Here is a 20,218-nt window from a genome sequence, read left to right as displayed (position 1 = left end):
CCAGGATCAAACTCTCCAATAAAGTTAGTTTGTCTAGCATCTAAAATAAAAATTGACGTTTCACGTTGTTTGTTTCGTTCAGTTTTCAAAGAACTTGTCCGCCGCCCAAGAGCGACTTCATCATATTAACATCTTCATTTTTCGATGTCAACCATGTTTTTTAATTTCTTTTTTGTCGTTTTCTGCGTTTGTGCATCAGCGACGTTTATTAATATACCATCATATTTTTTAAATAACAAGTGTTTTTTATAAAAAAACAAAAAAAATTCCTATCCCTGCTTTCTTCTATAGCAATGTCCCTTCTGTTCCATATAACACAGTTATTTTGATTGTATGCAAATTACTGTGCGCTATTATCAACCGAACAAATAGCTCCCCTACTTTTAATTCACTTCTTCCTCACAAAAAAATAAACAACATAGGTTCTTTATAAAAACCGCGATAAATACAATAAGAGTTTTGAATTAGCATTCTTTAAAATAACAACTTAAGATTATTGTTAGAATTTTTTTACATTTAATTAATGAAAAATATCCATTTTTTGTTATATAGTAAAGGGGTGCCACAAAACTATAAATAAACTAATGGAGGAATTATCTTATGGATAGGTTAACAAAATTTTCATTAAAAAACCGAGCCGCTATTATTATCATGGTTTTTCTCATTTCCATACTCGGCGTTTATTCCGGTTCTAAATTACCTATGGAATTTTTACCAAGCATCGATAACCCCGCAATAACTGTTACAACATTATCTCAAGGGCTCGATGCTGAAACGATGACCAAAGACGTAACTGATCCTCTCGAAAAACAATTTCGTAATTTAGAACACATCGATACTATCACTTCTTCCACAAACGAAGGATTATCACGCATCGACATCGCATATACATCCAAGGCAAATATGAAAGACGCGGCACGCGAAGTTGAAAAAGCAATTAATACAGTTAAATTACCTAAAGATGTAACTAAGCCTGTAGTTAGCCAATTAAACACTTCTATGATCCCACTTGCTCAAATTACCATCCAGAAACAAAACGGATTTTCAAAAGCTGACGAAAAACAAATCGAGGAAGAAATCGTACCACAACTCGAGAGTATTGATGGTGTTGCCAATGTCATGTATTTCGGAAAGTCAACTTCTGAATTATCCATCTTACTTGATCCTAACCAACTAAAAGATAAAAACGTAACATCAGAGCAAGTATTAAAAGTTTTACAAGGAAAAGAAACTTCCACTCCCGCTGGAACAATTACGGTTAATAAGGAAGAATACAACCTTCGTGTCATCGGGGATATAAAAAATGTAAATGACATTAAAAATATCACCGTTACACCTCAAGTAAAATTACAAGATGTCGCTCAAGTTGAACTAAAACAACATTACGATACAATCTCGCACATAAACGGGGAAGAAGGAACAGGATTAGTCATCATGAAAGAGCCGAGTAAAAACGCGGTTGCAATTGGAAAAGAGATTGATAAAAAGATTAAAAATATAAGCAAGCAATATAAAGATCAGTTTTCTATTAAACTTCTAGCTTCAACTCATGAGCAAGTTGAAAATGCTGTTACTAGCATGGGAAAAGAAGTAATCCTTGGGGCAATTGCTGCAACTCTAATTATCTTAATCTTTTTACGCAGCTTCCGAACAACACTCATAGCTGTCATCAGTATTCCATTATCTATTTTATTAACACTGTTTTTACTCCACCAATCTAACATTACACTTAACATTCTAACTCTTGGTGGCTTAGCCGTTGCCGTGGGACGTCTCGTCGATGATAGTATCGTTGTCATTGAGAACATTTTCCGTCGTTTACAAAAAGAAACCTTCTCTAAAGATATTATTCTTGATGCAACGAAAGAGGTCGCTGTCGCAATCACCTCTTCCACTTTAACAACAGTCGCAGTTTTTTTACCTATCGGCCTCGTATCAGGAGTAATTGGTAAACTCATGTTACCTATGGTATTAGCAGTTGTGTATTCTATTTTATCTTCCTTAATCGTTGCATTAACAGTTGTTCCACTTATGGCTTTTTTATTACTCAAAAAAACAAAACATCGTAAGCCGAGTTCTTCACCACGATATGTCGCTACATTAAAATGGGCTCTTTCTCATAAATTTATCATTCTACTTACTTCTTTTTTATTATTCGCAGGATCAATTGCCGCCTACATACTACTACCGAAAGCGAACATAAAGTCTGAAGATGATACAATGCTATCCGTTAACATGACATTCCCAACCGATTATGAGTCTGAAGCTAAAAAACAAAAAGCCTTTGAGTTCGAAAAGAAATTACTCTCTAACCCTGATGTAACAGATGTTATTTTGCGAATGGGATCCAGCGCAGAAGATGCACAATGGGGACAGACAACTAAAAACAATCTTGCAACTATATTTGTAGTCTTTAAAAAAGGATCTGACATCGACCAATATATTACAGAGTTAAAAAAAGAACAGACAGCTTTCAAACCAGCTGAACTTGATTATATAAAAACGAGTTACTCTGACTCTGGAGGCGGAAACAACTTACAATTTAACGTAACAGCTACTAACGAAACAAATTTAAAAAAGGCCGCTAACATCGTCGAAACAAAACTAAAAAGCATGGACTCTCTCTCTAAAGTAAAAACAAATATAGAAGAATCTAAAAAAGAATGGCAAATTCATATCGATCAAACAAAGGCTGAGCAACTAGGTTTAACACCAGAATTAACAGCACAACAAGTAGCATTCCTTATGAAGAAATCACCTATTGGGGAAATATCAATTAATAATGAAAAAACAACTATTATGATAGAACACAAAAAGGAAAACATTAATAAACAAGAAGATATTTTAAACACAAACATACTATCACCTATTAATGGACCAATCCCTTTAAAAGACATTGCAACTATTTCAGAAAAACAAACTCAAACAGAAATCTTCCATAAAGATGGAAAAGAAACGATTCAAATTACCGCAGAAACTTCTAATGAAGATTTAAGTAAAGTAAGCACAGAAGTAAACAAAGCGATAGCCGATTTAGATTTACCTAACGGAGCAAAAGTAAATATCGCAGGTGCCACTGAATCTATGCAAGAGAACTTTACAGATTTATTTAAAATTATGGGAATTGCAATTGGGATTGTATATTTAATTATGGTTATCACATTTGGGCAAGCACGTGCTCCTTTTGCAATTTTATTCTCTTTACCATTAGCTGCTGTCGGCGGTATTTTAGGATTAATTATTTCAAGAACACCTGTTGATGTAAATTCATTGATTGGCGCATTAATGTTAATCGGGATTGTCGTTACAAATGCTATTGTATTAATAGAAAGAGTGCAACAAAATCGGGAACGCGGCATGGAAACAAGAGAAGCCTTACTTGAAGCTGGCTCTACTAGACTACGCCCAATTATTATGACAGCTATTACAACAATCGTTGCTATGCTACCACTCCTGTTCGGTCAATCTCAAGCAGGAAGTATGGTATCAAAAAGTCTAGCTGTTGTTGTAATTGGTGGTTTAGCAGTCTCAACCGTTCTTACATTAGTAGTTGTTCCCGTTATGTATGAACTATTAGATAAAATCGGGAGAAAAAGACGTTCCCGCAGAAAAATAAGCCCTTCTACAGAAACACCTGATATTTAAAACCAAAAGGCTTTATCTTCAATTATGAAGATAAAGCCTTTTTCTCTACCTATCGATGTAATCCATCACTTTTTTAGCCCCTCTCTCTAGAGGTTTACCAGAATCTACAAAAGCCTTTTATGTCCATTCCTTCTATATTAAAATACAAAGGAGAACTCCCTACTTATAAATAGAGAGTTCTCCTTTGTAAGTTATGCCGCTTTTACCTTCTTCGTCGTTTTACTTTTTCTTTTTGCTCCTGTAAAACGCTTGTGTAATACAGATGCTATAAATCGTGAAATAATATTGAATAGTAATACCATAATAATTAATACAGCTGCAGATTTTGTCGCAATCAACTTCGCATCTGGGATAATCCCTTCCGAATTTAACTTCCAAATGTGAACCGCTAACGTTTCAGCTGGTCTAAATGGATTTAAAGGATGTGCAGGACTTGAGAAGTCTGCTGCTGAATTTAAAATTGGGGATGTTAAACCCGCTGTATAAATCAATGCCGCCGCTTCACCGAATATACGACCCGCTGCTAAAATAATCCCTGTAATAATTTGTGGTAGTGAAGACGGAATAATAATACGGACGATCGTTTGCCACTTTGTTGCACCTAATCCAAGACTCGCCTCTTTTACATTATGAGGAACTTCTGAAATCGCATTTTCACAAACACGTGTTAAACCTGGTAAGTTTAAAATCGTTAAAGCAAGAGCACCACCCATTACTGTGTATCCCCAGCCTGTCATTGTAACGAACACTAACAAACCGAATAAACCAACAACAATAGAAGGTAACGACGCCATTGTCTCAATACACAAACGGACAAAACTTAAAAAACGCCCTTGTTTTGCATACTCCGCTAAATATATTCCAGCACCTAACCCAAGAGGAATAGATATAATAAGCGTTATAACAAGCATATAGAAGGAATTGAATAACTGCGGACCAATCCCACCACCAGCTCTTGTATTACTTGGTTCTCCAAACAAGAAATTAGGATCCCAAAATCCCCATCCCTTTTGTAAAATTTCAAACACTAAGAACACTAGCAAAGCTACAACTAAAGCTGCAACCGCATAAAAGATACCCGTCCAAACTTTATTTACCGTTCTTGCATTCATTATTATCGCTCACCTCTTTGCCCAATCGCTCGAATTACTAAAATAAACAGGAATGAAATAACAAGTAGAATCATTGCTAAAGTCCATAACGCATTATTCCAAGCAGTTCCGTTCAGTGTATTTGTCATATCCATTGTCAAAATACCCGTTAACGTTGCTGTCGGACTATATATTCCTTCTGGTAATTTAATCGTGTTCCCGATTACCATTTGAACTGCTAACGCCTCACCAAAAGCACGCGCTAACCCTAAAACAATTCCTGTTAAAATCCCTTGTTTTGCAGCAGGAACAATCACTCGGCTAATCGCTTGCCATTTCGTCGACCCTAGACCATAAGAAGCTTCCAAGTAATCAAACGGGACAGAGCGTATTGCATCAGAGGCGATACTAGCAATAGTAGGTAAAATCATAATACTTAGGACGATAATACCAGCAATCAAACTAAATCCTACTCCTCCAAACGAATCACGTAATAAAGGAACTAAGATCGTAACCCCTAATAATCCGTATACAACTGACGGAATACCAACTAATAATTCTAAAACAGGCTTTAATACTTTATTCCCAAACTTTGGCGAAATTAAATTCATGAATATAGCAAGAGCTATAGCAATCGGCGCACTAATAACTACAGCACCTAAAGATACAAGCGTTGAGCCTACAATGAAAATCACAGCCCCGAAGGTTCCTTCGTCAGCATTTGGATTCCATTTTGTCGATGTTAATACCTCAGTGAACGAGATACCACTTTGGGTAAAAGATTGAATTCCTTTACCGCAAATAAACGCAATAATAGCTAATGTAATAAAAACAATAAAGATGCCACAAAACGTAACGAGTGTTCTTCCTATATATTCACTCTTTACGTAATTAATTTGTTTTTTCCCCTTCATCACAGGACAGACCCCACTTCATAGATTGAAATGAACAGGACTGGCCTTGCAGCCAGCCCCATAAATTTAATTACTTATTTAATTTAGACATCGGGATGTAACCCATATCTTCTACTTGCTTCTCGAAATCTTTACCTTTTACATAATCAATGTAAGCTTTTGTTGCTTCTTTCGCTTCACCTTTTGTTATCATGTACTCGTAAGACCAGAATGGATATTTACCAGCAGAAATGTTTTCAACTTTCGGCTCAGCACCATCAATTTTCACTGTTTGTAGTGCACCTTTTTTCTCACCAACCATGTAAGACATCGCTAAGTAGCTAATTGAACCTGGAGTAGAATTGATCGCTTGCTCTACTGCACCGTTAGAATCTTGTGTCGTACCAGTTCCATCATTAATTTTCGCATCTTTCATAACTGTTTTTTCAAATGTAGCACGTGTACCAGAAGAAGCCGGACGATTAATTACGTTGATTTTTTCATCTTTTCCGCCTAACTCTTTCCAGTTCGTTACTTTTCCAGTGAAGATATCTTGTACTTGTTTTACTGTTAAGTTATCAACTTTTACATCTTTATTTACGACAAGTGCGAACGCGATACCCGCAACCTTGTTATCTACTAATTCTTTTGCTTTTTCAGCATCTTTTATTTTATCTGCGGCCGGAACATCTGAGTTACCAATTTGTACCGCGCCAGAAGCTACTTGATTAATCCCAGTTCCACTACCGCCACCTTGAACTTGAATAGAAACTTTTGAATTTCCCTCCATAAATTTCTTTCCAGCTTCCTCTGCAAGAGGTTGAAGAGCTGTAGAACCTGCTGCTGCAATCGTACCTGACAATTCTTGTTTTGCATTATCGCTTCCTTTAGCACTATCTTTACTAGCTGTATCTTCTGCTTTTCCACACCCAACTAATGCTCCTGCTACCACTAAAGCTGCTAAAGAAAATTTAATACCTTTTTTCATAACCATGTCTTGTACCCCCATTTGGATTATCACTTTTCACATTCATCTACTTCTGTCGAACACAAATTCATTGTAGGACAACAATATTATGTGAGTGTTAAGCAAATTTTAATTTTAAGTAAATGACGATAATAATCCTTAAAAGCTAGGAATCCCAACATTTATAGTTAAAGAATCCAACAAAATCCACACTAACTGAGCTGTAATGTAAATTTATTCTTAACATTGTAAATTCAATGTAAATGTTTTTCTTTCTTTTCCCCTTTTAGTTAAAAGTATATTTACAATTCCGCTGTATTTTTTAACTTTTACACTCTTACTTTCTTTACATTAAAAAGAATTTCAGTAATATTTTTTAGTACAACTAAATAAATTGGAACAATTCTAAAAATAAATGAATATTTTTAAAGTACTAATTGACAGCATCATCCAATGTAGTCTACTATATTACTAACAAAAAGTTTACCTAAGGAAACTTTTTAAACTGAAACTAAAAATATAGAGATGAGGTAACTTTTATGGTATCGGCTAATACTAAACCCCTTTCCGAATTTAGAACAGGGGAATTTGTACGAATTGAGAAGATACAATTAGAAGGAACTATGAAACGACGTTTATTGGATTTAGGATTTATCCCTGAGGCAACGATTAAAGTATTACAACGCAGTCCACTTGGTGATCCTGTCGCTTATCAAGTAAGCAACACAACTATTGCACTGCGCAAAGAAGAAAGTTCCCTTATTTTCGGGGTATTAATAGGAGATGATTTCAGATGAGCAAACATCGTATTGCTTTAGCTGGCAACCCGAATACCGGGAAAAGTACATTATTTAATACTTTAACAGGCTTAAAACAACATACTGGAAACTGGACGGGAAAAACTGTTTTAAAAGCTGAAGGCGAATATGAACATAACGGAAGTAAATATACATTAATAGATTTACCTGGAACTTACTCACTCTATTCAAATTCTGCAGATGAAGAAGTGGCGAGAGATTATATTATATTTGAAAAGCCAGAAGTAACTATAGTTGTCATAGATGCAACAGCTATGGAGAGAAACTTAAACTTAGCACTCCAAGTGATGGAAATGACAAGCAACGTAGTCATTTGTATTAACTTAATTGATGAAGCCGAGAAAAAAGGCATCGTTATTGATGAAAAAAATTTAGCAAAATCACTTGGTGTACCTGTAGTTAAAATTTCCGCCCGCAACCGAGTAGGCATCGGTCATTTGCTAAACGTCATAGCTAAAGTAGCAAATAAAAAACTAATTCCAACACCAATTAAAATTACTTACAGCGAAAAAATCGAAAGCATGATTCGAGAGCTAGAACCACAAATTTATAAGGTGTTCGGTGATACGTATCCAGCACGTTGGATTGCATTGCGTATATTAGATGGAGATACAAATTTCTTAACAGCACTCCAAAGACACCATAACGAACCACTTGTAAGGGAGGTCGTAATCAATGGAATCTCACTCAGCCAGTAAAGCTCTTCCATTAGACTATATTGTTCAACATGCACAAACACTTTCAAAAGAAGATATACGAGATGACATTGTCGGAGATATTTACCGAACATCTGCAAGTATATGTAAAGAAGCTGTTCAATATACAAATACTGATAAATTGTATCGTTCCGAAAAACTAGACAAAATTTTCACATCTCCAATTTGGGGATTCCCAATTATGCTCGGTATTTTATCCATTCTTTTTTATCTTACTATCGCAGGTGCTAACGTACCATCCGATATGATCGCTGAGTTTTTCGGATGGGCTGAAGGGCATTTAACAGCTTGGTTCCAAGCAATGCATGCCCCGGAATGGCTTCACGGTATTTTAATACTTGGATTATTCCGTGGTACCGCGGCCGTTATTAGTGTTATGTTACCACCTATGGCAATCTTCTTCCCGATGTTTGCCTTATTAGAAAACTACGGATATTTACCACGTGTCGCATTTAACATGGACCGCTTATTTAAACGAGCTGGTGCACATGGTAAACAATCCTTAACAATGGCAATGGGATTCGGTTGTAATGCCGCTGCCATTATGTCAACACGTATTATTGAATCACCACGTGAACGTATGCTTGCTATTCTAACAAATAACTTCGTTCCATGTAACGGGCGCTGGCCTACGTTAATTTTAATGGCCTCACTGTTCATGGCTGCTGGTTATACAGGTAGCATGCAAACATTTGTTACCGCAGGTGTTGTAGTTGGAATGGTTGTAATTGGTGTTATTATGACATTAACTGTTTCTTGGGTACTATCGAAAACAGCTTTAAAAGGTGTTCCAACGCACTATACACTAGAGTTACCACCATATCGTAAACCAAAAGTTTGGAATACAATTGTACGTGCAACACTCGATAAATCTATATACGTTTTAAAACGAGCTGTAGTTGTAGCTGCTCCTGCGGCTGTATTAACTTGGATACTCGCTAATATTTTCGTCGGTGACACAAGCTTACTTATGCATTTTGTAAACTTCCTAGATCCATTCGCGAAAATGTTAGGCCTAGACGGTTTCATTCTAGCAGCGTTTATTCTTGGATTACCTGCTAATGAAATTGTTATTCCAATTTTATTAATGTCTTACTTATCAACTGGTGCTTTAACTGAAATAGATGATTTTAACCAAATTAAAAATCTATTCTTAGAAAATGGTTGGACTTGGTTAACAGCGTTAAACACAATGTTGTTCTCACTTCTTCATTTCCCATGCGGAACAACACTGGTTAACATATATAAAGAAACAAAAAGTGCAAAATGGACATTCTTATCGTTTGCAATCCCTACCGTTATCGCCATTGTTGTTACATTCCTCTCTACACAATTGGTACATTGGTTAGGGCTTGTATAAAGCGAAGCATACATAGAAGGTATCCCCCTTCACATATGCTTTGCGCGAAAGAAACCTGAAAATTATTCAGGTTTCTTTTTTTGTGCATCAGTATTCCACGGCTGTGCTCCATACGTTGTGATTTTTTTATGAATGAAGTATATGGCCCCCGGAAGAACCGCCATTAATATCGTGCAACTAATCCCTAATCCAGTAAACAACTTACATCACCTTATTTCACTCTCTTTGGTAAAGCTGAACCCGAATGTTCAATTGTCGGATGAACATGAACAATTATTTCAGCGTTACTAAAATAATTTTCACCTTGATCCCAATTCTTTCTGATTTTTTTCCACTCTTTATAATTATGCCGTTTATACACTTCGCCTAATCCCAATACATCTACCTTATATTTTTTTTGAACAAGTTTTACTGATTTTTGGATACGTTTCTCCATTTCCTCCGCAATATTTTTCTTTAATCGATTTTCATTCATAATTTGTTTATGATCACTAAAATGCAACTCAGCCAAGGTCCCATCCAGAGATAAATGAATATCAAACTTCGGCTTTGTAGCATTTACCGTAGATACTTTAATCTTCCGGTGTATCTTATGAATTTCATATGTAATAAGCTGACCCTTTTTACGGATAGTAAAAAAACCTCCAATTTTTTTACCTATTATATAGTTCATCCCCAATGTTTGTTCTCCACTCATCATTCCAACACACTTATTATCCTTGCCACGAAATAAAGCAGCGCCGTCCATCTGGACACCTTGCTTTGTTAAGCCTAAAACAGGTAGCGCAAAACTTTGCTCGGAAATCATTTTCTCCTGTACTTCACCAATTCTTGCCGCCTCAATCATTTGAGCATTTTTCGGAGGATGATCCGCTAACATATCAATGTATTTCGCCGGTAAATTTTCAGGCTTTGCACCTTGTTTTAAAATAGCTTCCGCATTTTTCTTCGAAACGAACAAACGAATATTCCTCCTCATTTCATGATCGCGAATATATACATCTAACGTATTTTGCAAAACATACGGACCTGAAAGTAATTCTTTAGAAAAAATTATCACTTGTATATGCGGAAAGAATAAGGAACGACTAATTTTTTTAGCAATAATTCGTATTTGCTCAAAAACATTATCAGCTTTTGCACTAACATTAATATAATTCTTACTCTCTCCATCGCCTTGAGTACCTTGTGGCGTTAATTTACTTGGGAGTACCATTTGATATGTACCCTTCATCACCGGATTAGATTTCTTTTCTTTCACAATATCATAAGCCGCCCCTACCACAAATCCCCTTTCTTCGATCTCTTCTAACTCAGAACACCCACTCATCAAACTAGCCAAAACAGCACATATCATAATTTTAAGAAGGTGCTTCATTTTTACCATTCCTTCTTTTTATTTTATATACAATTAAAACTAACAACGGCGCTAATACAACAAGCCCCATATCAATCCAAGCTAAATAAGTTCCATAATGTGATAAATCGTCTAAATTACCAGGTATCATATTCACAATAAAAACAATAGGGGCACTTACAAAAATGAAAATATGTTTCTTCACTTTCGGAAACATGGCACAAAATAATAAAGACGCGACGTCATAATATATTGCTGTAGTGTTATAGACAGTAATAATCCAAGTAGTAAAAAAGATCGCATCAAACCTTTCTAAAAATCCTCCTCCAATTTCAATTTCTTTCCCTAATTCAATCGTTGGATATGTCAGTCCCCTGGTTGTCATATAGGTAAAAACACTAATACAAGTTATATAAATTAAAATGTACGAAAGCACATTTACCATCACTGCTTTTGCAACTGCCAATGGCGCTTTTTTTGCTGTGTCATTTAACATCACCGCATAAAACAAAGCTACCTCAAATCCAATAAACGTAAAAACAGAGCTTTTAACTCCTACAGCATATTGCCTTACGTCCGTTTGAAAAGCCGGTAGTAAATTATCTATTTCCATTAAGTTCACATTCAATAAAGAAAGCAGTACGATCGCAATAAAAACGATAGGTAAAAATAAAACGTTTAACCTTAATAAAGCCACTCTCGATCCTGCTACTCCATAAACAACAACTAATAGGAAAAAGAAAGACAATAGTTGTATTGGTGTATCATTAAATAAATACGTTTGTGAAATAATTGCAATCATTCGCGATTCATATGCTGTCAAAGCAGCAAACGTTAATACTAAAATGGCACTAATTGTGTATGCCACAGGCTTTGTCAAATGCGCACTCGTATATTGAACAAAGTTTTGTTTCGGGAATAGAATTGCCACCCTCGTTACAAACCATCCTAAACATGCACATATCAATCCTCCAGCAAGCAAAATAATCCAGCCATCTGAAAATAGAGTTTGCGTAGCGACGTCTCGTGGCATAGATAATGCCCCTATACCAATAATGACTGAAGATACCGCAAAACCAAGCTCCCGGGATCCAATTTCTTCATCTCCGTATTCAAATGGTTTCAATTATTCTCGCTCCTTTGGACTTAATGTAGAGTCTTTCGTTTGTAAATATTCCGGTCTCTCTTTCAACATTGCCTTCGGTAAACGGACAATCTCTTCTTTCCAATCTTTATGAAACGCAGGAGCAATAGGCGTTGTATAAGGTACCCCAACACTCTTTAAATTCGTAATATGAATGGCAAGTGCTATAAGAGCTAAAATAATTCCATACAGCCCAAAAGCAGTCGCGGCTAATACAAAAACGAAAAGTAAAATCCTAAACGTAATCGTAATGCTATACACAGGCAGTGAAAATGTAGCAATTGCTGTAACCGCAATAATAATGACTAAAAACGGATTTACAATCCCCGCACTTACTGCCGCTTCTCCAATTACAAGGCCACCTACAATCCCAATGGTTTGTCCCATCTGTTTCGGTAATCTAATTCCAGCTTCTCTTATTAATTCCATCGTCAATGCCATCATTAATGTTTCAATATAAGCAGGAAACGGTACACCTTCCCTCGCACCTGCAATTGAATAAGCCAATTTAGAAGGAATAAGTCCTTGGTGATATGAAACTAGCGCTACATACATTGCCGGCATTAAAATCGCAATTATACCGGAAATCATTCGCAAAACCCTTAATAACGTACCAATTATCCAGCGCTCATAATGATCTTCTACCGATTGAAAAATATCAACAAATACTAATGGCGCAATAAGTGCAAATGGTGATCCATCTACTAAAATGGCCGCTTTTCCCTTCGCTAATGAGGCCACAATACTATCAGGCCTTTCTGTATTCAAAAACTGCGGAAATGGCGATAAATTATTATCTTGAATTAATTGTTCAATCGTACCTGTTTCCAAAACGACATCTGTCACTATCGATTGAAGACGACGATTTAACTCTTTTACAATGTAAGGATTAATAATATCTTCTATATATACTAGGGTCACTTCTTTTTGCGATCTTTCCCCCATAATATAAGATTGAAATCGTAGCTTTGGATCACGTAAACTACGGCGAATTAACATTTTATTTACATTAATATCTTCATTTAATCCAACCCTCGGTCCACGTATTAAATCTTCTGTCACTGGCGGTTCTAGACTTCTTTTCTCCCAAGCTCTACTATTAATAACAATAGCGGTTTGAATATTATCAATTAATATAACCGTGTCTCCTGCTAAAATTGCATTTATAATATCTGGAAATGTTGTTTTCATACCTACTTCTGCAATAGAAATAAAACGATCTAATAGTACTTGAACAACAGCTGCTTCATTTAGTACTTCTTCATATTGAAGTGTACGAACTACATATTTATAAACATTATCCTTATCTGTCAATCCACATAAAAAAACAACCGCACAACGTGTAAAACTGCCAGCAAGAGCAACTTCTCTAATTGTTAAATCATTAGGTGAACCTAACTCATCCCTGATTTCCTTTATAACTTCAAACAAGTTACCTTTTAGCTCTAACAACTTCCCCACCTAACTTCCTTTTCAACAAGTTTTTAGTTAGATTCCGCTAATTTAAGAAAATATATACAAAAAAGAGCTATCTCTTTTCGAAGATAGCTCTAACAGACGAATTATTTTTCTACTATTATATTGTCTGTCTTTATAGATACCCTTTTCGTAAACCCACTAACTACAAACATCACAAGCATATTAATTAACAATGCGACTATACCTACATTCAAATCTTTTATATGCTGCGGGAAACTCGGAAACATCGTAGCTATAGTAGAACCTGATAAAGTGATATACGCAACAACTAACAACCCCATCCCCATTCCTGCAATCGCCCCTTGTTTCGTAATAATCTGGCGTGGAAACAAACTAAAAACAAGTGCTGGAAAAAGCTGTGTAACGATACTGTATCCCATTAAAAGAAGAGCCCCTATTGTCTCGCCTCCTTTAAAAGTAAACAGAACCGCTACAAGCGTTACTACAGGCACAAATAATTTTGCCGCTTTAGCAACTTGTCTATCTGAAGCAGATGAAGCCATTGTTCGGTAAATGTTTTTTGCTAGCAATGTCGAAGCAGCCATAACAAGCATGGATGCTGGAACTAATGCCGTTAATACCCCCGCACTTCCAATGACTCCAATAAACCAAGGGTCAAAGGTTTGTAACGCAAGACGGAATAACGAAAGGTCTACATCCGCTCCCTTTAACCCTGGAACTTGCAATATAGCAGCAAATCCTGCAAAGAATACGAAAAGTAAAACTAAAGAATACAATGGCATAATCGCCGCATTTTTCCGAAATACTTTTTCGCTTTTTGCAGAGAAAGCAGAAGCAAATGTATGAGGCCACATATAGAACCCGAGGGCCGTTAATATAATAGTAGAAACAAACCAAGAAATACTCATTCCCTCTTCAGGCAAAGATAAGAATCCTGGTTTCGCAGCTTCTACAGCTTCGAACATCGGCTGAAATCCTCCATAATAATGATACGGTAAATATATACCTAAAAACATAACGATAAATAGGATCATAATATCCTTCAAAGCAGCTGTCCAAGCCGATCCATGTATACCTGAAACCATTACATATATAGTTATAACAATAGCCCCTATCCATACTGCAATAACAGGCGAAACCCTTCCATAAGAAGCTTCTGAAACGATAATCCCTAATCCCTTTAGCTGCAAAACAAGATATGGAATGATAGAAATAACACCAATAATTGAAACAATCATTCCAAGCGTCTTACTCCTATATTTCTTCGCAAAAAAATCTGGCTGTGAAACAAGGTTATGTTCTTTCGCATACTTCCAAACCGGCGGCAGTAAGAAGTACGATAAAATATAAGCTAATGCGCCATAACCTAAAATATAGAAAGTAGGAGCTCCTTTACTATACGCCCAGCCACTTCCTCCTAAAAACGTGAATGTCGTATAAATTTCTCCTGCCATAAGGAGAAAAACGAAAATTGTTCCAAACCCTCTTCCTCCAACTGACCATTGCTCTAAATTCATATCTTTTCCATGTTGTGCTCGAATTCCTAAAAATAGTGCAAGAAATAAAAATAAAATAATGATAAGTAATGCTGTCATCGTACATCCCCCTTATTAGCAGGATCGAATACGTACACAAGCCCCATACAAAGAGACGTAATGAGCACCGATAATAATACCCAAAATAATAAAAATGGCATCCCCAATACGTAAGGAGTAACTGAGTTCGCAAATACTGGTCCCACAACTAAACAAAAAACTGGAATAAGCGCTAGCACGTGTATTTTCTTCATCTCATTCTCCTTTATTTATAAAATTCATAATGGATGATACAAAGACTTCCACTCCAATTGGTAATGCATTTTCGTCAATTGTAAAACGAGGATGGTGATGCGGATATATAATACCTTTCTCTTTATTTCCTGCTCCAATAAAAAAGAATGTCCCTGGTGCCTTTTGTAAAAATGCCGAAAAATCTTCCCCAGCCATCGTCGGCTGTAAACGGACAACTCGTTCTCTTCCATAAAGCTGTAATGCCGTCTGTTCAATACGCTCTGTAACTTCATAATCATTTACAACTGGTCGATATCCATATTCATAAAAAAATGTATATTGCGCTCCGTAAGATTCCGTAATATGTTTCACAATCCGTTCAATCTTCTCTTCCGTTTCTTTTCGTAATTCATGTCTTAAACTCCTCACCGTCCCTTCAATCTCCGCTTGTTCTGGAATCACATTATGGGTTGTCCCAGCATGAAATTGCGTAACAGATACTACGAGAGAATCTAGCGGATTCGTGAGGCGAGATACAATTTGCTGAAGCTGCGAAACAACTTGTGTACCAATTGCAATACTATCAACTGTTTCATGAGGGATGCCAGCATGCCCACCCTTGCCCTCTATCGTAATTTTAAAAACATCCGGTGCAGCCATCGCAGGACCATAAATTACACCTACTTTACCAACCTCTAACGACGCCCACAGGTGAGCACCAATAATATAATCCACACCTTCCATTACCCCCGCCGCGACCATTTCTTCTGCACCGCCAGGGAAGTTTTCTTCTGCATGTTGAAATAGAAAACGAATTTCCCCTTTAACTTTTTCTCTTTCCTCTACTAACTTGTGTACCGCTCCAAGTAATATCGCCATGTGTCCATCATGACCGCATGCGTGCATCACACCTGGATATGTAGAAATAAAGTCAAACTCATTTTCCTCATGAATAGGAAGAGCATCCATATCAGCACGAACCGCGATTGTTTTACCAGGTTGTTTACCAATTAACTTTGCCATTACACTATATTTAGTAGGTCTTGATACTTCTAAATATGGTATTTTCCGAAGTATGTCAAACACAAACTGTGATGTTTTCTCTTCCTGAAAAGATAACTCTGGATACTTATGAAAATGCCTTCTCCACTCAATCAACTGATTCTTTGACAAAACAAGTTCTTTTGCAACATCCATTTCTCTTCTCTCCTTCTTCACCAAGTTAAATGTTATTATAACGTGGATTGTTAACTTTTTAAAGAATCTTCTGAATTTTCAATATTATAATTATAAAAATAAAAAGCCATCTCAAGATGACTTTTTATTTTTATAATATAGTAATTGCTTGTTTCCCCATTTGCTCCCATGCTTTCTCAAACTCTGCTCGCGGAACAGCAAAACGCGGATTATTTTTAAGAGGATCATTTACATATACAAAGTTTTGATCATATCCAATTACTACTGCACTATGCTCATAATATGTAATTTTCACTTCTCCTGAGCTCGTATTCCATGTTTCAAAACTACTTTCATCTAATGGTTTAAACGTTGTATTAATAACGACCCATACCGGAGAACCAGAACTAATTACTTTATATACATCTTGTACTTCTCTACCCGTCAAATTAATTACTTTTTTGGGAACATATTTTTCTGCTAAATTAAAAATCGGCTGATTATACACACCATAACCCGGCTCTGCTTTCGTATAAATATTTCCAACAAACCCCTCATAAGGATTTCCTCGCAAACCATTTTGTTCAAATGGGACACGGTGAATTTCACTAGCAAGTTGCATCTTATCTACTTGTATACCTTTATATTGTAGCAACATAGCCAAACTTGTCACTTCACATCCACGAGGTAATTCTGGTAATTGTTTTATAAATGGCACTTCTTCAACCATAGCCGCTTCTTTCATTTCAGATAGAAAATCTAAGCGTAGCACTTGAGCCTTTTGGATAATTTTATCTTTCCCTATAAAAAGCGCGGCAGCAAATATAATTCCAAAAACAAAAAGATATTTTAGCTTTTTCATTATAAACAAAACTCCATTAATTATTATTTTACAGACACAACTCTTATCATTGTACCTTTCTTCTTACTAGTTTGCTAGAAAGATTCTATGAATTATTGTTCACGATTTTACTGTTATAAAATTCTAATTATTTTTAATAAAAAGAAAAAACAATATACATTTTCAGAATTTTTTGCTAAAATCGAAATTATTAACATAGTGAAGATATCACCATGTTAATAAACATTCTTAGAGCATTTAATCATAGTTCATTTTTACATACTCCATTCATTTCATACCAAATAAACTGAGTATGTGTTACATCCCCCACTAATGATTAAAAACTCAGAATGAAAACCAGTTAATACATACAAGAAAATAACGGGGTGAGGGGCACATGAATCAACAAATAGAACAAACAGATTTAAAACGAACAATGAAAAGTAGACACCTATTTATGATTGCACTTGGTGGCGTCATCGGAACTGGTCTATTTATGGGATCTGGTCAAATTGTCCATAACGCTGGACCTGGTGGTGCTATTCTCGCATTTTTAGTCGGTGGATTTGTTATGTATTTAACGATGTTATGTCTTGGCGAATTATCCGTTGCTATGCCAGAAGCAGGTTCATTTCAAAGCTACGCAAGCAAATTTATTTCACCTGGTTTTGGATTTGTCGTCGGTTGGATGTATTGGTTAAATTGGGCTGTTACAGTTGGGGTAGAATTAACAACTGTAAGTATTTTAATGAAACGCTGGTTTCCGGACGTTTCTTCTTGGATTTGGTGCGTTACATTTGCAGCAACACTTTTTCTTGTAAACGCTTTATCAGCAAAAGCATATGCAGAAGCAGAATTTTGGTTCGCTAGCGTAAAAGTTGCAACGATTGTTATTTTCATCGTACTTGGTGGTGCGGTTATGTTCGGTCTACTAGACTTTAATGGAAAACCAGCACCAATGCTTCACAATTTCACTGAAAATGGCGGGTTATTTCCAAACGGTGCATTAGCTGTTCTTCTTACGATGATTACAGTAAATTACTCATTCCAAGGAACAGAATTAATCGGAATCGCTTCAGGAGAAAGTGAAAATCCTGAAAAAACAATTCCAAAAGCAATTAAAAACACAATTTGGCGCACTCTATTCTTTTTCGTACTAGCAATATCAGTTGTTGTAGGGTTGCTCCCATGGCAAGAAGCTAATCTAGTCGAAAGTCCATTTGTACTTGTATTTGATGTGGCAGGCATCCCATATGCAGCAGATATTATGAATTTTGTTATTATTACAGCTGTATTATCCGTAGCTAACTCTGGTCTATACGCAAATTCTCGTATGCTTTGGGCGATGGCAAAACAAGGAATGGCCAGTCCAGCTTTTACGAAGTTAACTAAAAAAGGGGTACCACTGAATGCACTAATTTTCAGTCTCATTTTCGCAAGCCTTTCTTTATTAACAAGTGTGTTTGCGGCAGATACTGTCTTTTTAGTTTTAACATCTATTGCAGCAATGGCTGCTGTCGTAGTTTGGATGTCAATCGCGGCTTCACAGTTTTTCTTCCGTAGAAACTTCGTGAAAAATGGCGGCGACATAAATGATTTAAAATATCGTACACCACTTTATCCGTTAGTACCAATCGTAGCATTCTCACTCAATTTCATTACATTTGTTAGTCTAGCTTTCATTCCAGATCAGAGAATTGCTCTTTATTGCGGTATTCCATTTATGGTTATTTGTTACATCTTATACCAAGTTAAATATAAAAAAGTTGTCACATTTGAACAGCAACGGACTATCACACAAGAAATAAACTAAATATACAAAATGTTCAGCTATCTTACTTATGATAAGATAGCTTTTTTCTATTTCTTGGATATCCTGGTATAACTTTATTTATCTTAAAATTTTCACAATCACGTTTTTCTCTGGAAAATAGTTTACAATGTAATCAAGTTACAAATGATATTCACCTTAAAAAGTGTGCATTTGTGTCTATTTTTTAACAATATCTCAAAAACTATTGCCTTCTATAAATTAATAGGTTTATATTGTTTTATTGGCATAGTTTCAATCCAAGGAGAAAGGAGATTTTCAATCGTGCAACTAAAGAAAGCGTTTTGGAAGTTGGCTTCACTTCTTCCGTTATCATTACTTCTGTTCCTCGGTGGCTGTGATAAGAAACTCGCAGTATTAAATCCGCAAGGACCTGTTGCAAAAGCACAGTATGATTTAATTGTTTGGTCATTCTTGCTTATGTCATTAATTATCGCAATTGTATTCATCTTGTTTACAGTCATCTTGATTCGTTATCGTGAAAAACCAGAGAATATGGACTATGAGCCACCTGATCAACACGGTAACACATTATTAGAAATTGTTTGGACACTTGTTCCTGTTATTATCGTTATCGCATTATCGATTCCAACAGTAAAAGCAACTTATGCTTCGGAAGAGGTTCCGAAAGAGTCCAAAAATATTAAACCAGTTGAAATTTATGTTACATCTGCAAACTGGAAATGGTTATTTAGTTACCCAGAGGAAAAAATTGAAACCGTTAACTATTTAAACATCCCAGCTGGTGTACCAATTCAATTCAAACTGACTTCTGTCGGTCCAATGAATGCTTTCTGGGTACCAGAACTTGGTGGTATGAAGTATACAATGGATGGCATGATCATGGACTTATATTTACAAGCTGACAAACCAGGTTCTTACCTAGGCCGTAGCTCGAACTTCTCAGGTGAAGGATTTACTCACATGGAATTTGAGCTTGAAGCAAAAACAAAAGAAAATTATGACAAGTGGGTAAAAGAAGTACAACAAACTGCCCCTCCATTATCAGAAAAGAAATACAACGAAATTATTAAACCTGGTGTAGTTGGTCGTATGACATTCTCTAGTCATCACTTAAGTTATGTAGATCCAAAATCACTTGAATATTGTGATTACAACTACTACAAAAACAAAAAATAATAGCTATTATTCCAACAGATTGGAGTGAAC

17 protein-coding genes are annotated in these 20,218 nt (G+C 36.0%); 6 read left to right on the top strand and 11 right to left on the bottom strand.

Annotation, left to right across the window (positions count from 1 at the left end):
• Positions 1 to 600: 600 nt before the first annotated feature.
• Complete coding sequence (locus tag ACQKNR_RS21890) at positions 601 to 3,645, top strand: efflux RND transporter permease subunit (RefSeq protein ID WP_427320541.1); 3,045 nt, start codon at positions 601 to 603, stop codon at positions 3,643 to 3,645.
• A gap of 191 nt (positions 3,646 to 3,836) precedes the next feature.
• Here the strand turns inward: ACQKNR_RS21890 and pstA are convergent, their stop codons facing one another.
• The 3 genes from pstA to ACQKNR_RS21875 all read right to left on the bottom strand — a co-directional run bounded on the left by pstA (position 3,837) and on the right by ACQKNR_RS21875 (position 6,623).
• A complete protein-coding gene (gene pstA / locus ACQKNR_RS21885) occupies positions 3,837 to 4,757 on the bottom strand; it encodes a phosphate ABC transporter permease PstA (RefSeq protein ID WP_427320539.1) in 921 nt (306 codons plus the stop codon).
• 2 nt (positions 4,758 to 4,759) lie between these two features.
• Positions 4,760 to 5,650, bottom strand: coding sequence for a phosphate ABC transporter permease subunit PstC (gene pstC, locus ACQKNR_RS21880; protein ID WP_427320537.1), 891 nt, complete (start codon positions 5,648 to 5,650; stop codon positions 4,760 to 4,762).
• 70 nt (positions 5,651 to 5,720) lie between these two features.
• The gene (locus tag ACQKNR_RS21875; protein WP_427320535.1) at positions 5,721 to 6,623 is read right to left on the bottom strand and encodes a phosphate ABC transporter substrate-binding protein PstS family protein; all 903 of its coding nucleotides are present in this window, start codon (positions 6,621 to 6,623) and stop codon (positions 5,721 to 5,723) included.
• A gap of 512 nt (positions 6,624 to 7,135) precedes the next feature.
• On the opposite strand from ACQKNR_RS21875, the gene ACQKNR_RS21870 reads away from it, so the two are divergent.
• The 3 genes from ACQKNR_RS21870 to ACQKNR_RS21860 are packed head-to-tail and all read left to right on the top strand — an operon-like array spanning position 7,136 to position 9,490.
• The gene (locus ACQKNR_RS21870) at positions 7,136 to 7,393 is read left to right on the top strand and encodes a FeoA family protein (protein WP_427320533.1); all 258 of its coding nucleotides are present in this window, start codon (positions 7,136 to 7,138) and stop codon (positions 7,391 to 7,393) included.
• Positions 7,390 to 8,112 carry a FeoB small GTPase domain-containing protein gene (locus ACQKNR_RS21865; protein WP_427320531.1) on the top strand — a complete coding sequence of 241 codons (723 nt, stop codon included), beginning with the start codon at positions 7,390 to 7,392 and terminating at the stop codon, positions 8,110 to 8,112. Before ACQKNR_RS21870 ends, ACQKNR_RS21865 begins: the two co-directional genes overlap by 4 nt.
• Positions 8,090 to 9,490 (top strand): nucleoside recognition domain-containing protein, encoded by a 1,401-nt coding sequence (locus tag ACQKNR_RS21860; RefSeq protein WP_427320529.1) that lies wholly within the window; start codon positions 8,090 to 8,092, stop codon positions 9,488 to 9,490. Before ACQKNR_RS21865 ends, ACQKNR_RS21860 begins: the two co-directional genes overlap by 23 nt.
• Positions 9,491 to 9,552: 62 nt before the next feature.
• Here the strand turns inward: ACQKNR_RS21860 and ACQKNR_RS21855 are convergent, their stop codons facing one another.
• From ACQKNR_RS21855 to ACQKNR_RS21820, 8 genes are all read right to left on the bottom strand, one after another.
• A complete protein-coding gene (locus tag ACQKNR_RS21855; protein ID WP_098546281.1) occupies positions 9,553 to 9,690 on the bottom strand; it encodes a hypothetical protein in 138 nt (45 codons plus the stop codon).
• Positions 9,691 to 9,701: 11 nt separating this feature from the next.
• Entirely contained in the window at positions 9,702 to 10,868 is a 1,167-nt protein-coding gene (locus ACQKNR_RS21850) for a Ger(x)C family spore germination protein (RefSeq protein WP_427320527.1), read from the bottom strand.
• Positions 10,852 to 11,973: an endospore germination permease gene (locus ACQKNR_RS21845; protein ID WP_427320525.1), complete on the bottom strand. Its 1,122-nt coding sequence runs from the start codon at positions 11,971 to 11,973 to the stop codon at positions 10,852 to 10,854. The genes ACQKNR_RS21850 and ACQKNR_RS21845 overlap by 17 nt, the downstream gene beginning before the upstream one ends.
• Positions 11,974 to 13,452, bottom strand: coding sequence for a spore germination protein GerLA (gene gerLA, locus ACQKNR_RS21840; RefSeq protein ID WP_427320523.1), 1,479 nt, complete (start codon positions 13,450 to 13,452; stop codon positions 11,974 to 11,976). It lies immediately after the preceding gene.
• Positions 13,453 to 13,553: 101 nt separating this feature from the next.
• Entirely contained in the window at positions 13,554 to 15,026 is a 1,473-nt protein-coding gene (locus tag ACQKNR_RS21835; RefSeq protein WP_427320521.1) for a sodium:solute symporter family protein, read from the bottom strand.
• Positions 15,023 to 15,220 carry a DUF3311 domain-containing protein gene (locus ACQKNR_RS21830; RefSeq protein WP_427320519.1) on the bottom strand — a complete coding sequence of 66 codons (198 nt, stop codon included), beginning with the start codon at positions 15,218 to 15,220 and terminating at the stop codon, positions 15,023 to 15,025. The genes ACQKNR_RS21835 and ACQKNR_RS21830 overlap by 4 nt, the downstream gene beginning before the upstream one ends.
• Position 15,221: 1 nt before the next feature.
• Positions 15,222 to 16,397: an amidohydrolase gene (locus tag ACQKNR_RS21825; RefSeq protein WP_427320517.1), complete on the bottom strand. Its 1,176-nt coding sequence runs from the start codon at positions 16,395 to 16,397 to the stop codon at positions 15,222 to 15,224.
• Positions 16,398 to 16,527: 130 nt separating this feature from the next.
• Positions 16,528 to 17,238: a C39 family peptidase gene (locus ACQKNR_RS21820; protein ID WP_427320515.1), complete on the bottom strand. Its 711-nt coding sequence runs from the start codon at positions 17,236 to 17,238 to the stop codon at positions 16,528 to 16,530.
• 376 nt (positions 17,239 to 17,614) lie between these two features.
• Between ACQKNR_RS21820 and ACQKNR_RS21815 the strand changes: the two genes are divergently transcribed.
• Positions 17,615 to 19,030, top strand: coding sequence for an amino acid permease (locus ACQKNR_RS21815; RefSeq protein ID WP_427320513.1), 1,416 nt, complete (start codon positions 17,615 to 17,617; stop codon positions 19,028 to 19,030).
• 282 nt (positions 19,031 to 19,312) lie between these two features.
• The gene (locus ACQKNR_RS21810; protein ID WP_427320511.1) at positions 19,313 to 20,188 is read left to right on the top strand and encodes a cytochrome aa3 quinol oxidase subunit II; all 876 of its coding nucleotides are present in this window, start codon (positions 19,313 to 19,315) and stop codon (positions 20,186 to 20,188) included.
• Positions 20,189 to 20,218 lie beyond the last annotated feature (30 nt).

Origin of the sequence: Bacillus sp. NPDC094077 (assembly GCF_050279465.1) — a bacterium.
In the GTDB taxonomy this organism is placed as follows: Bacteria; Bacillota; Bacilli; order Bacillales; family Bacillaceae_G; genus Bacillus_A.
Note: the sequence above shows the minus strand (reverse complement) of the source record. Positions and strands in the feature narration are given on the sequence as shown.

Coding starts and splice junctions, on each gene's coding strand:
- ACQKNR_RS21850 (WP_427320527.1), bottom strand. CDS start 10,868: ATGAAGCACCTTCTTAAAATTATGATATGTGCTGTTTTGGCTAGTTTG.
- ACQKNR_RS21835 (WP_427320521.1), bottom strand. CDS start 15,026: ATGACAGCATTACTTATCATTATTTTATTTTTATTTCTTGCACTATTT.
- ACQKNR_RS21875 (WP_427320535.1), bottom strand. CDS start 6,623: ATGGTTATGAAAAAAGGTATTAAATTTTCTTTAGCAGCTTTAGTGGTA.
- pstC (WP_427320537.1), bottom strand. CDS start 5,650: ATGAAGGGGAAAAAACAAATTAATTACGTAAAGAGTGAATATATAGGA.
- ACQKNR_RS21830 (WP_427320519.1), bottom strand. CDS start 15,220: ATGAAGAAAATACACGTGCTAGCGCTTATTCCAGTTTTTTGTTTAGTT.
- pstA (WP_427320539.1), bottom strand. CDS start 4,757: ATGAATGCAAGAACGGTAAATAAAGTTTGGACGGGTATCTTTTATGCG.
- ACQKNR_RS21890 (WP_427320541.1), top strand. CDS start 601: ATGGATAGGTTAACAAAATTTTCATTAAAAAACCGAGCCGCTATTATT.
- ACQKNR_RS21870 (WP_427320533.1), top strand. CDS start 7,136: ATGGTATCGGCTAATACTAAACCCCTTTCCGAATTTAGAACAGGGGAA.
- ACQKNR_RS21865 (WP_427320531.1), top strand. CDS start 7,390: ATGAGCAAACATCGTATTGCTTTAGCTGGCAACCCGAATACCGGGAAA.
- ACQKNR_RS21820 (WP_427320515.1), bottom strand. CDS start 17,238: ATGAAAAAGCTAAAATATCTTTTTGTTTTTGGAATTATATTTGCTGCC.
- ACQKNR_RS21860 (WP_427320529.1), top strand. CDS start 8,090: ATGGAATCTCACTCAGCCAGTAAAGCTCTTCCATTAGACTATATTGTT.
- ACQKNR_RS21825 (WP_427320517.1), bottom strand. CDS start 16,397: ATGGATGTTGCAAAAGAACTTGTTTTGTCAAAGAATCAGTTGATTGAG.
- ACQKNR_RS21815 (WP_427320513.1), top strand. CDS start 17,615: ATGAATCAACAAATAGAACAAACAGATTTAAAACGAACAATGAAAAGT.